The organism is Streptomyces sp. NPDC029466, assembly GCF_055574515.1.
The window spans coordinates 97,022-108,801 of sequence record NZ_JBVHZH010000031.1; the positions used below are offsets into that span (position 1 = coordinate 97,022).

13 protein-coding genes are annotated in these 11,780 nt (G+C 69.2%); 9 read left to right on the forward strand and 4 right to left on the reverse strand.

The window, feature by feature from the left end:
* Nucleotides 1-99: 99 nt before the first annotated feature.
* Nucleotides 100-1,233, reverse strand: a complete 1,134-nt coding sequence (locus tag ACZ4XD_RS23345) for a glutathione-independent formaldehyde dehydrogenase (RefSeq protein WP_468044952.1) — start codon at nt 1,231-1,233, stop codon at nt 100-102.
* Between the two features lie 173 nt (nt 1,234-1,406).
* Here ACZ4XD_RS23345 and ACZ4XD_RS23350 point away from each other — a divergent pair, with 173 nt between their 5' ends.
* On the forward strand, nt 1,407-1,598 hold the full coding sequence (locus ACZ4XD_RS23350; RefSeq protein ID WP_030931808.1) for a hypothetical protein: 192 nt from the start codon (nt 1,407-1,409) through the stop codon (nt 1,596-1,598).
* 57 nt (nt 1,599-1,655) lie between these two features.
* Here the strand turns inward: ACZ4XD_RS23350 and ACZ4XD_RS23355 are convergent, their stop codons facing one another.
* A complete protein-coding gene (locus tag ACZ4XD_RS23355) occupies nt 1,656-2,894 on the reverse strand; it encodes a PP2C family protein-serine/threonine phosphatase (protein ID WP_468044954.1) in 1,239 nt (412 codons plus the stop codon).
* A 340-nt stretch (nt 2,895-3,234) separates the two neighbouring features.
* Here ACZ4XD_RS23355 and ACZ4XD_RS23360 point away from each other — a divergent pair, with 340 nt between their 5' ends.
* Together ACZ4XD_RS23360 and ACZ4XD_RS23365 are read left to right on the forward strand one after the other, a co-directional pair.
* Nucleotides 3,235-3,561: a plasmid stabilization protein gene (locus ACZ4XD_RS23360; protein WP_468044956.1), complete on the forward strand. Its 327-nt coding sequence runs from the start codon at nt 3,235-3,237 to the stop codon at nt 3,559-3,561.
* 277 nt (nt 3,562-3,838) lie between these two features.
* Complete coding sequence (locus ACZ4XD_RS23365; RefSeq protein ID WP_468044958.1) at nt 3,839-4,144, forward strand: hypothetical protein; 306 nt, start codon at nt 3,839-3,841, stop codon at nt 4,142-4,144.
* Between the two features lie 90 nt (nt 4,145-4,234).
* Here ACZ4XD_RS23365 and ACZ4XD_RS23370 read toward each other — a convergent pair whose 3' ends face one another.
* Nucleotides 4,235-5,278, reverse strand: a complete 1,044-nt coding sequence (locus ACZ4XD_RS23370) for a bifunctional class I SAM-dependent methyltransferase/NUDIX hydrolase (protein ID WP_468044960.1) — start codon at nt 5,276-5,278, stop codon at nt 4,235-4,237.
* 198 nt (nt 5,279-5,476) lie between these two features.
* Here ACZ4XD_RS23370 and ACZ4XD_RS23375 point away from each other — a divergent pair, with 198 nt between their 5' ends.
* The 6 genes from ACZ4XD_RS23375 (at nt 5,477) to ACZ4XD_RS23400 (ending at nt 10,505) form a co-directional block, all read left to right on the forward strand.
* On the forward strand, nt 5,477-6,997 hold the full coding sequence (locus ACZ4XD_RS23375) for a hypothetical protein (RefSeq protein ID WP_468044962.1): 1,521 nt from the start codon (nt 5,477-5,479) through the stop codon (nt 6,995-6,997).
* Nucleotides 6,998-7,050: 53 nt separating this feature from the next.
* Nucleotides 7,051-7,776: a nucleotidyltransferase domain-containing protein gene (locus ACZ4XD_RS23380; RefSeq protein WP_468044964.1), complete on the forward strand. Its 726-nt coding sequence runs from the start codon at nt 7,051-7,053 to the stop codon at nt 7,774-7,776.
* A gap of 318 nt (nt 7,777-8,094) precedes the next feature.
* Nucleotides 8,095-8,544: a hypothetical protein gene (locus ACZ4XD_RS23385; protein WP_468044966.1), complete on the forward strand. Its 450-nt coding sequence runs from the start codon at nt 8,095-8,097 to the stop codon at nt 8,542-8,544.
* A gap of 67 nt (nt 8,545-8,611) precedes the next feature.
* The gene (locus tag ACZ4XD_RS23390) at nt 8,612-9,490 is read left to right on the forward strand and encodes a hypothetical protein (RefSeq protein ID WP_468044968.1); all 879 of its coding nucleotides are present in this window, start codon (nt 8,612-8,614) and stop codon (nt 9,488-9,490) included.
* A 135-nt stretch (nt 9,491-9,625) separates the two neighbouring features.
* A complete protein-coding gene (locus ACZ4XD_RS23395; protein WP_468044970.1) occupies nt 9,626-10,024 on the forward strand; it encodes a hypothetical protein in 399 nt (132 codons plus the stop codon).
* Nucleotides 10,025-10,268: 244 nt separating this feature from the next.
* A complete protein-coding gene (locus ACZ4XD_RS23400; protein WP_398823324.1) occupies nt 10,269-10,505 on the forward strand; it encodes a hypothetical protein in 237 nt (78 codons plus the stop codon).
* Nucleotides 10,506-10,566: 61 nt separating this feature from the next.
* On the opposite strand, the gene ACZ4XD_RS23405 is transcribed toward ACZ4XD_RS23400, so the two are convergent.
* Complete coding sequence (locus ACZ4XD_RS23405; protein ID WP_468044972.1) at nt 10,567-11,553, reverse strand: serine hydrolase; 987 nt, start codon at nt 11,551-11,553, stop codon at nt 10,567-10,569.
* Nucleotides 11,554-11,780 lie beyond the last annotated feature (227 nt).

Genomic DNA, 11,780 nt, shown 5'->3' on the forward strand with positions numbered 1-11,780 from the left:
CGCCACCGCCTCCAGGCAGGCCCGAGGCGGCCCCCTGGCAACGTCCGCCGCCTCGGGCCGGTACCGGCGGGTGCGGCGGACGCCGTTCTCTCGCGAGGTCTACGGATGCAGGACGACCTTGGTGTACCCCTCGATCCGCTTGTCGAACTTGTCGTACGCCGAGGGGGCCTGGTCCAGGGGCAGGTCGTGCGAGACCACGAAGCTCGGCTTCGCCCGGCCCTCGATGATCATGTCGCGCAGGAACCGGTTGTAGCGCTTCACATTGCACTGCCCCGTACCCATCCGCAGGCCCTTCTCGAAGAGCTTGCCGATCGACACCAGCAGCATGCCCCGCTTCGCCTGCTCGTCCGGGCCGCCCGGATCCGCCGGCACGTACAGGCCGGGTACGCCCAGGGCTCCGGTGGCGCGGACCGTGTCGACGAGCGAGTTCAGCACGGTTGCCGGCTCCTCGCGTGCCGCGCCGTGCGCCATCGCCTGGTAGCCGACGGCGTCCACGCCCTTGTCCGTGCCGACGCCCTCGGTCTGATCCTTGATCTGCTGCACAGGGTCACCCTCGGCGAAGTTGATCGGCACCGCGCCGATCTCCTCGGCCTTTGCCAGCCGCTCGGGCACCCGGTCCACGACGAAGACCTTGCTCGCGCCGCGCAGCAGCGCCGAGTAGGCGGCCATCAGCCCGACCGGTCCGCCGCCGTACACCGCGACGTTCTCCCCGGGGCGTACCTGGGCGAGTTCGCAGCCGTGGTAGCCGGTGGGGAAGATGTCGGCGAGCAGGATGAAGTCGGTTTCGTGCTCGTTTCCCGGTGGCAGCTTCAGGCAATTGAAGTCGGCGTAGGGCACGCGCAGGTATTCGGCCTGGCCGCCCGACCAGGGGCCCATGGCGACATAGCCGTAAGCGCCGCCCGCAAATCCGGGATTGACGGTCTGACAGAATCCCGTGAATCCCTCGACGCAATTGTCGCAGAATCCACAGGCGACATTGAAGGGCATGACCACCCGGTCTCCCTCCTTGAGGGAGGTGACGCCCTGGCCGAGCTCCTCGATGATTCCCATGTTCTCGTGCCCGAAGACGATGCCCGGCTCGGCTGCCGTACGCCCTTCGTACATATGCAGGTCCGAGCCGCAGATCGCGGTGGAGGTGACCCGTACGATCGCCTCGTTGGGATGCTGGATGCCGGGCTTGTCGACATTCTCGACCGCTACTTCGAACGGTCCTTTGTAGACGACGGCTTTCATTGCTGCCACCTCCCGCTCAGCGAAGAGTGCGCATGGATTCCCCACCCCTTTGACGTGAGCTATCACTCATGATTCTCCGGTCTGCTGGGCGGGGCAAGCCGCTAATGTAAGAGGGAATATCCACTTTCTGGCATCGCAATGTCGCACCGAGCAGTGAATGAGGAGGGTGACACGTGGCAGCACAGCGCCTCGGGACTTTGCTCGTCCCGGTGCCCGGCCTGTCCGGCACCACCTACCCGCCTGGTACCACGGTTACGGTCCGTGGTCGTGGTGCGACTGTCGATGCCTTCGTGAACGGCGACTGGCTCCCCCTTTCGTGGTGGGAGTTCTCCGACGGCCTCCGTGAGGACATCGCCGACCGCTGACCCACCCCCACCTGCGGCTTCACCATGCGCCGCCGCGCGGCCCACGGCGGGCGGCCGTCACAACCGGGTGATGATCAAGGCGATGTCGTCCCGGGCACCACCGGTGAGACCGAGGTGGGCGAGCAGCGCGTCGGCCAGGCGTTCCGGGCTCAGGGCCCGGAAGCTGCTGAGCGCCTCGGTCAGCCGGGAGAGCCCGGCGTCGATGTCCTCGTCACGGCGTTCGATCAGCCCATCGGTGTACAGCACGAGGGTGTCCCCGGGGAAGTAGGCCAGACCGGCCTGAGGGCGGGGCACGTGCTGGGGCCGGGCGCCCAAGGGCGGGTCGGTGGCCTGGTCCAGCAGGTCATAGCTGCCGTCCGCATGCACCAGGATCGGGGGCGGATGCCCCGCGTTGCTGTAGATGATCAGGCGGCTGCGGGGATCCACCAGCGCTTTGACGGCGGTGGTGTTCAGCGCGCCCTCGACCGATCGGGCATACAGCCCCAGCACCTCCAGCGCCTGGGCCGGCCGCTCCAGGGCGCGGATCGCGGCGCTCAGGGCACTGCGCAGCATGCCCATCGCCGCGGCGGCCTCCAGACCGTGCCCGACGACGTCGCCGACCGCCACCGCGAAGCGCCCGTCGGGCAGGTCGACCATGTCGTACCAGTCGCCGCACACATTCAGCGATCCGGCGGCGGGCAGATAGCGCACCGCGACCTCCCGGTGCCGGGCCAGATCCGGTGACTGGAGCATGGCCTCCTGGAGGGTGACGGCCACCTGACGCTCACGGGTGTGGGCCTGGCGCAGCTCCTCGTTCAGCCGCTGGAGCTCGCGCGCCCTGGCGTACAGCTCGGCCTCCAGGGCCTCACGCTCGGTGAGCTGCCCGGTCGGCGGCCGGTCGCCGCCGGCCCGGGCCTGGACGAACGCGGTCACATCCTCGACCCGGTGAATGATCCACGCCACCGCGCCGTCCGGCCCGAGGATCGGCGTATTCACCGGGGACCACCAGCGCTCCTCGAACGCCCCGGGCCTGCCCATGAGCGGGATGTCGTACTTCTGGAGGGCCATCGTGTCGGGCTCACGCGAGGTCAGGACCCGGTGCAGCGAGGCATTCAGGTTCTTTACGCCGTCGGCCTCGGGATCGGCGGGGTTGTCCGGGAAGGCGTCGAAAACATGCCGCCCGATCAGGTCGTCCCTGGTGCGCCGGGTCGCGTCCAGGTAGGCCTGGTTGACTTCCACGATCACCAGGTCCTGCCCCAGCACCAGGTAGGGGCTCGGCGTGGCGGCGAACAGTGCCGCGTAATTGATCCCTGACATCGCCGCCGTCTCCCTGCCCTTCTCCGCGCCGCCGGCTCCGCCCCCTCACGCTACGGTCCGACCGCCTCACCCGCCCGCCCAGCGGCCGCCGGCGCCCCGCGCAGGCCCGGCCGGAATCCGCTGGTGGCGCCCGCACCGCCGGGCAAGGGCGTCAGGCCCCTCCGCCGCATCGCTCCACCATCTGGCTGCGCGGACGCTGCCTGGTCGGCTCTCCCATGTCGCGCACCGCGCCCGTTGGCAGTGGAGTGGTAGATGCACGGCCACCGCCGGTGGACGCGCCCGGCTGTGGGTAGGCGACCTTCGGCACAGGCAAACGCCCCATTCGACAAGGAGCGGCACCATGCCGGCAGGTTCGGACAAGAAGCGTGAGCGGCAGTACGAGCACATCAAGGAGAACGCGCTGGAGCACGGCGTCTCGGAGAAGCGCGCCAAGGAGATCGCGGCACGCACCGTGAACAAGGAACGCGCCCGCTCCGGTGAGGCGCAGTCCGCCGGCAAGGTCTCCACCCGCGACCCCAAATCCGCCTCCCGGCGCGGCGGCGAACGCTCCCGCAGCGGGCCTCAGGGCCCGACGAAGGACCAGCTGTACGAGGAGGCCAAGAAGAAGCACATCGACGGCCGCTCCCACATGACCAAGGAAGAGCTCCGCAGGGCCCTCGGCCGCTAGGACTCGGCTCGCCTGCGCCGGACCCGACCCCCGCGTCGAGGCCCGAAAAGAGATGTCGTTCCCGTGGACCGTGCCCTAAAGTGCCGTCCGCGCCGAACCCTTGAAAGCGTGGTGGCTCTCGGTGTTTCCAGCGGGAAACACCGCCACCCGACGGGGCGCCGGATTCCGCCCGGCAGGTGCTGCGGACAAAGGAAGGAGGGGGTCGCGGTGACATTCCGAACCTGGCCGCCCGCCCGGAAAGTCCGGGAGCACGGGCGGCGGTTCCGGAAGGAACGAGATGTCCCGTACGGACAAGACGAAGCCGCTGTGGGTGCGCCATGCGGAACACCACCCCCGGCCGGTCCACGATCACCGTTACGGTGCCTGTGATCTGCCGCCGCACCCGACGCAGGAGGACAGCGGCACCCGCTGCCGGTGGGAAGACCCCAGCATGCTGCTGTTCGGCCACACCTGCTGTGCGGGGTGCAATGTCCGCGCCTGCATCAAGGAACGGCAGCAGATGGTGAAGGCCGACAACCGCAAGGAACGCTACGCGGGCCGGCGTACGGCACGTCGTTCCGTCGCCGGAGTGGACAGCGACTGATCCGGCTCGTGCCGGCAGCAAGTCGCTGATGAGCGGGTCGACCTGACGGTTGATGAAGGCGGTCTGCCCGTGCTCTCCGCTCGTCCACCGTTATGCCAGGGGATAACGGTGGACGGGCGGCAGATCGGGCAGCAGTCCGGGCCAGACGACATCCAGGACATGGGCGCTGGGCGTGAACAGTTCGGCGGCGAGAGTCGGGAGGTCGGCGATGTCGTGCCACTCCCAGCGGCTGATGAGATCCGGCTCCCGCACGGCCGGCTTGCCGCGGAAGTCGACGACGCGCACCGCGGCGGTCACCCGTGGCATGCCGTGTACGGAGTCCATCAGGATCGCCAACACCTGTGCATCGGCTGCCCCGGCCGTCAGCCCGGTCTCCTCTTCCAGCTCGCGTACGGCGGCCTCCGCGAACGATTCGCCGTCGTCGTTCTTGCCGCCGGGCAGCTCCCACGCTCCCTTCCGAGACCTGCCCAGCAGCACATGACCCGCTTCATCGGTCACCACGACGCCCGCGCCGGTCAACGCGTGCGGGGACGGGCGTCCCTTGCCCCGGTAGGTCAGCGGGCCCGAGGCGGGGTCGCGCAGCACGAGGAACGCCAGCCCCGCGGCGTCATGTTGTTCGGCCGTGTGCCAGTCGGCGGACAGCAGGGCGATCTCCTCCTCGTCGAGCGCGATGTCGCGGCGGTCGGCAGGCACCGCTGCTGCGACGGGGGTGATGACCACGACCGCGCCGCCGGGGCTGAGCCGTTCGCGCAGTCGGCGCATGACACGGGTGCGGTCGCCGATGAAGGCGTAGCTGAGCCGGAAGGCGATCAGGTCGTACGAGGAGTGCAGGCCGTCGAGGGAGTCCCGCTCGATGTCGCACCGTACGAACCGCACCGTGCCGGGTGCCGGTGGCGTCTGTTCGGCGATGTCGAGGGCAGCGGGGGCGTGGTCGAGGGCGTCGACGGTGTAGCCGGCGGTCGCGAGGTGCCGGGCGAGTTCGCCCAGGCCACAGCCCACGTCCAGGGCATGGCCGCCGCCGGGCGGGGCCGGGACCAGTTCACGGAGCAGGGTGACTTCGGCGTCGTCGAGCGGCCGGAAGGAACGCCCTTCTCCGTAATGGGCGTCCCATGAGTCCTGCGTGACGTATCCCATCGTGAACTGCCTTTCAGGGGGTTGGTGGAGCCGGTCATGCGGCCGGGTCCAGGGGATGCTCCCACCTCTCACCTTGCGGCACCCCCGGACCCCGGAACCAGGACCTCGTGTCCCGTGCCCCGGACCCCGGACCCTGGCCCCCCGAGCCCCGGATCTTCAGCCAATTCCGTTGTCAGTGCTCGCCCTTACAGTGTCCGCATGACCGCTGAGACACAGTCGGAGAACTCCCCGCCGCATCTCCTCCAGAGGTGGCTCGACGAACTGCCGTATCAGCTCCTGCTCCTGGAGAAAGTGCTCCTTCCCGAGGACTTCCCCTTCGACTACGGTCCCCTGTCGATGGACGCGCTGGAGGCTCAACTGCTGGCGCAGGACAACTCCGGCCAGGAGAGCGAGAAGCGGGCCGAGTTCGTGGAGAGTGCGACGGCCTACCTCGGTGAAGTCCTGCTCGGCGTCGCGGGTGGCGCGTGGGGCTGGAACACCCGGCCGGTCGAGGGCCGCCCCGGGCAGCCGGTCATCTGCCCGGACCCGGAACTGGAACTCTCGCCCGTCGCACCGATGTTGCTGATCGCCTACGCGCTCCGCGTCCGTACGGGGACCGCCTTCGCTGAGGAGATAGCGCGGCTGCGGCAGGCCGTGACGGCGCGGCAGCAGGAGATACCCGGATGGCAGCCCGTCAAGGAGCACACGCCGCTGGTGGACCCCAGGGAGGCGCGGCCGGAGGGTCCGGTGCTGTCGGCGTGGCTGGCCGAGCGGAGCGAGGCACTCTCGGCCTGGGTCAAGGACGCCTTCGACGGAGCATGGCGGTGGAATTACCACCCCGGCACCCTGGACTGGCTGGAGGCGGTCGTGAAGCAGCGGTTCGCCACGGTGGCGGAGTTCGACGCCGCGCGGGACGAGCCGTTCGTGCAGGGTGCTTGCTGGTATCTGGGCGAGGTGATCCGGCGCAACAAGGGGGCGGTGTGGCAGTACATACCCTTCGATCCTGACGCCGAGCCCGGGGCCCCGGGCTCGCGTGAGAACGTGTGGACCGAGGTGCCGTTCGTGGACCAGCCGGACAAGCGGCTCGGGGGCGCGGCGATTCCGCTGGAGTGCCTGCGTGAGCTGCTCCCGGTGGGGGACGGGGGCGCGGAGCCGAACGAGCGGCAGCGCCGGCTGACGGACGAGCTGTTCTGGTTCAGGGCGTCGTCGTACGCACACGTGGGGGCGCTCCTGGCGCGGTTGGGCATGGTGTCCCGGGAGAAGGTCGACAGCGTGCTCACGGACTACTCGCGCTTCGCACACAATGAGCTGACACCCCACGAAGTGCCCGGCGCGCTCGAATCGTTCGGTGTGGCGGTCTCGGCCCACGCGGACGATGTCGACGACCTGGAGGGGAGTTACGCGAGCCTGCTGCAAGAGGCCGCGGCACTCACCGACGGCGCGGTCACCATCACCGACGTCAGACTGCACGGCGGCGAGTACGGCGAAATCCTGGAGTTCGCCCGCAACGGTGTCCTGGTGACCCAGGACACCGAGCACCATTCGTTCGACTACCTCGACCATCTGGCCATCTCGGAGTTCATGGGCCACGTCGATCCCGACCCCGCCGACGACACCCGCCGGTTCTACCTGGCCGACTTCGTGCACCTCAGGGAAGCCACTTACGAGAGCTACTACGTCTTCGCCACTCCGGAACAGGCCACCGTGCTGGAGAAGGAACTCGGCCTGGACCTGCGCTGAGCGAGCCGGGCGACCGGCGAACCGAGCCGCCCGGACTGGCACCATGAACGCCCATGGATGATCAAGCAGCCCCGACCGCCCAAGCTCTTCGCATGATCGCGAGCCGCTACCCGCAGGCCCTGGGAGCGATACTCGGCGGCTCAGCCGCGCAAGGCCGTGCCACTCCGACCAGCGACCTGGACGTGGCCATCCTGCTTCCGGACTCGGACACCAGCCGCCGCGAAGTGATCCGCCACGACGGCCGCCTGGCCGAACTCTTCTTACACACCGTTGCGGACCTCCCCGGGTTCTTCGAATGGGACAGAGCGCGCCGCCGGGGCACCGTTCTCTTCATCTACGACCAGGGCCTCACCCTGATGGATCCGCACGGCCAAGTGGCCCGTGCACGCGCCCAGGCCCGCGCGGTGCTCGCGTCCGGCCCTCCGCCCCTCACCCCCACCGAGTGGGAACGAGGCCGCTACGTCCTCACCTGTTTCATGGACGATCTGATCGACACTCAGCCGGCCGACCGGTACGAACAGCTCTCCCTCGCGGACTTCACCCTGCGCGAGGCCGCACACCTGCTCACCGCCCACCACCGCGCCTGGACGGGCATCGGCAAATGGCTGCCCCGAAGGCTCCTCAGCGCCGACCCGGTACGAGGCAGGGCACTGCTGGACGGCCACCGGGCAGTGGCCGAACACGGCGACGCCGCCCCCTTGTCAGCCGCAGTCAGGGAACTGCTCGATCTGCTCGGCGGCCCGCTGCGAGAGGGGTACACACAACGCTGGGGCGAATGACTCGCGACGGCGTCTTGGGGAGCCCAACTCGACCACGGCCCGGCCGCGTTCCAGCGAATCTCCCCATGGCTCGCACCGCCCCTTCGCGTCGGCCAGGGCACAGACCCGCAGGCCCAGGGCCTCCACCGACCCTTTGCCGGTGCGCGTCGCCCTCCCCGCGCTTTCGAATCTGATCGAATTCGGTGTACCTGCTGTGCGACAAGTGCTTGAATCAATCCGGCTCCGACACCGGGCAGCGCCCGGGGGAGGGGGCATTCCATGACCGGGAAGGCCCCGCCCACGTCGGTAACACCGTTGATGCAAGGGGGAGATGAGCAGATGAAGCGCAACATCATGCGGACGGTGAGCGCGGCGGCGCTGAGCACGGTGGGACTGATCGGGATCGGCGCGGCCACCGCGGACGCCACCACCGCCACTCCGGCCGTGCCGCACGCAGCTGCAGCTGACTCCGCGGCCCGGGCCGAGGTGGGCATGGCCGCTGCCAAGTTCTATTTCTTCAAGGACGACGACCGGCACGGTGGCTACGCCTATGTCACGGGTTCCGACCGCGACCTGCGCAACAACCGCTGGCTGAGCGGACCGCACAAGGGCCGCACGATCGACAACGGCACCAGCTCGGTCAACAACACCACGTCTCACTTCGTGGTGCTGAGCGACCACCCCGGCAGCTGCGTCGGGCCGCACTACTACGCCAACGCACACAGCGCCGACAACGACCTGTCCAACAACGGGTTCGACAACAAGGCCAGCTGCGTGACGTTCCGGTAGCAGAGCAGTGCGGTGGGGCGTCCGGCAGCGGTCGTCCCGCCGCGCCGCAGTGCGTAGTGAGGCCACCTTGCAATTCCGTCATACCGTCGCCGTTCTGGCCCTGTTGGCGCTGGCCGCCGGATGTTCATCCGGGGTAGCGCCCTCCCCGCCGCGCCGCAGTGCGCCGCCCCCGGCCGTGCCGCCCGCTTCCAAGGAAGTACGCCGCCTGGTCCTGCCGTTCGACGCCTATGCGCTCTCCGACCCCGATGTCCACACCATCGAATCGGCCGAAGACGTGCTGATCCGCGGCTGCATGCGCGCCGAGGGGGAGGGATGGACCGCGCTTCCCCAGCCGAGCGCCCTCGACCCGGACCCGCCGCAACGCCGCCGCTACGGGGTCATCGAGCCGGACATCGCGGGCCGGTTCGGTTACCACCAGCCGCCGGCCCCGCCCGAAACCGCTCGGCGGGACGAGATCTGGCGCGCCCGGGAGAAAATGCCACGCGCCGCGCAGCTCGCCGCGTACGGGAAGGACGGCGTCAGCGGGTGCTGGAAGAAGGCGCACCTCCGCCTGCTCCGAGACGTCCCGAAGAGCAGCACGTCCCTGTTCAACCGCCGAATCCGTGCGGAGTTCACGGCCTCCCGGAAGGATCGGGCGGTGAGCGCCGTCGTCCGCTCCTGGAGCGCTTGCATGAAGCGGTACGGATATCGCTATCCGGATCCGCTGGCCGCTGCCGGCGATGACCGCTGGGCGAAATCGCCCCAACCTTCCCGTCATGAGATCGCGGTGGCGCAGACGGATGTGCGGTGCAAGCGAGAGACCCGTCTCGTATCGGTCTGGAGCGAGGCGGAGACCCGGTTGCAGCACGGTGCGGTGCGCCGTCACGCCGCGGAATTCCGGAAGCTTGCCGCCCAGAAAGCCGGCTGGCTCAAGGCCGCCCGCAAGGTCCTCCGCGACGGCGCCTGAGGTGCTGCGCAAAAGCCGAGGGTGGGCGGGCCGCGGGTCACCCGATTGCCGGGCGGTGCGGTAGCCGATTTCCGCGAGCGGGCAGAGGTCAGTCCCAGGACGGAGCTGACCGGCGACCCGAGCAGGAGCGTGGCCGTGGCACGGCTGATGGTGGACGGCGACGAGCTGGTGACGGTGCTCGCGTGGTGGGAGAAGCTTGTCGCCCGGCACGGAGACGTACGGGTGCCGCTGGCCGCCGTGGAGCAGGTGAGCATCCAGCCGGACTGGTGGCGAGCGCTGCGGGGCATCCGCGTCCGCACCCGTGCACTGGCGGTTCCGGGCGGCCTGTGCTTGGGGGTGTGGCGGCACGGTGACGGCCAGGACTTCCTCGCCTTGCGCCGCCCACGCCGGTCGCCGACGGTCGTGGTGGACCTCCGTACCGCGGCCCCATACGCGCGGGTCGCGGTGTCCTGTCCACCGGGGTCACAGATGGTGTCGACCATCAACACAGCCCTGCACCGTCAGCGACGTGCGGAGGCCGGTGAGGATGCCTGAGGGCCTTCCGATACCGCCCCTCGGACCGCTCGCTCCGCGACGGCCCGCTCCCGCGGCGGGCATCCTTTCCCCCGGCCGTCGACACTCGAACTCGGCGCGATGCCGGTTCACCCGACCGGCCCTTCCGCGATGGCCCAGGGGAGTGCCCTCGTGTTCCATGAACAACGGATGGAACCGGACCCACGGCACTGGCGGCGGCTAGTTCCCTGCCGTCCAGTCCCCCACCAGCACCAGGGAGAGGCCCATGTACGAGATGCGCGCCGGCCCCTCGACGACCGGCAGCTCAGGACAGGTGTGGCACGTCATGGCCAAGCACGACGCCCGTGCCACCTTGTGCGGCCGCAAGCTGGCATCCCATGGCCCCAGGCCATCGGACCAGGAAGACGACCCCACCGCCCGCTATTGCTCACCGTGCATGACCGCTTTCCGCGAGATTCTGGACATCAATTCCGCCCCGGCGCACGAACACCGGCCGGCCTGATCATCCTGACCGAGCCCGGGGGAGTGCTCAACGAGCCCCCCGGGCTCGACGCGGACGGGTATCAGGGGGTCCCGGCAGCCGGAGAAGTCGGCCTGCTCGGGTGGTAGCCCTCAGCGTCCGGATAGACGTCCCGGTATATGGCGCGGGAGACGGTCTCTATCGTTTCGATCCCGTAGTCCCACCCTTCGTTCGCGGGGTGTCCTTCGGGGACCCGGTTGTTCTCGGTGAGGACGACCAGCCCGGAGTCGTACCCGTTCTCCGTGAGGGCTGCCATGCTGTTCACCTTCCAGTCACCCCTGTCGAAAGCGTCGACGTCGGGGTTCTGGCTGCGCTGTAGCCAGCCGTTCTTCACATGGATGACGGAGTCGAGCGGAGCGCCGGCGGTGGCCCCCCAGCGCTGCATGCTCTGCACCTGATTCATGAGCTCACGTGCATAGGACCGGCTCTTGCTCCCGAGGACCGAGTCGTCGTCACCCGTGAAGAGGCGCAGGAGCTTGGCCTGGTCGTCCGCGGTGACCTGGGTGAGGCCCCAGGAGCCTTCCTTGTCGAGGACGGTGTTGCGCATTCCGGCCTGGTCCAGGAATTCCTGGATTCTGACAGGGTCCGGCTTCTTGGGATCCTTCAGATCGGACAGCTGCTTCCACAGCGTGGTCGCGGCGGCGTTGTCCGAATCGATGATCATCTTGCGTGCGAGAGCATCTTCCGCCTCGGTGAGGGTGCCGCCCTTCTGGTACAGCAGGGCCCCGAGAATGATCGTCTTCGCCACGCTGGCCGCGTCGTATTTCTTGGCGGCGTCGGAGGTGCAACTGGTGCCGGTGGGCCGGTCGAAGAAGGCAAGCGACGCCATGCTCTTCCGGCTCGCCAGCGCCTCGGCCATATCCGCCTCCAGCTTCTTGGCCAGCTGGTGATGGTTGGACGTGCAGTGCACCGTCGAGGTAACTGCCGTGGCCCGCTGGGGTGCTGCGACGGAAGGCGTAGCCGCCACGACGGGTCCGGCGACCGCGCCGGCTCCCATAGCGGCCGCGGTCAGGGTGGAAGCCCATCTCATATCTGGTCACTGTCCTATCTGGGGGGCGGGACAATTGGCTGGTGGGATGTGGGAATTGACGCTGCTCCGGCTCGTGGGGCAGCGCACAGCGGGGGTGTGCTGGGGGGAGGGGGGGTGGGGGGGGGGGGGGGGGGGCCCCCCCCCCCCCCCCCCCCCCCCCCCGCCAACCCCCCCCCCCCCCCCAGCAGACCAGAGAAGTGAGGCGACGTGGGGTCGTGGGTGAGGTG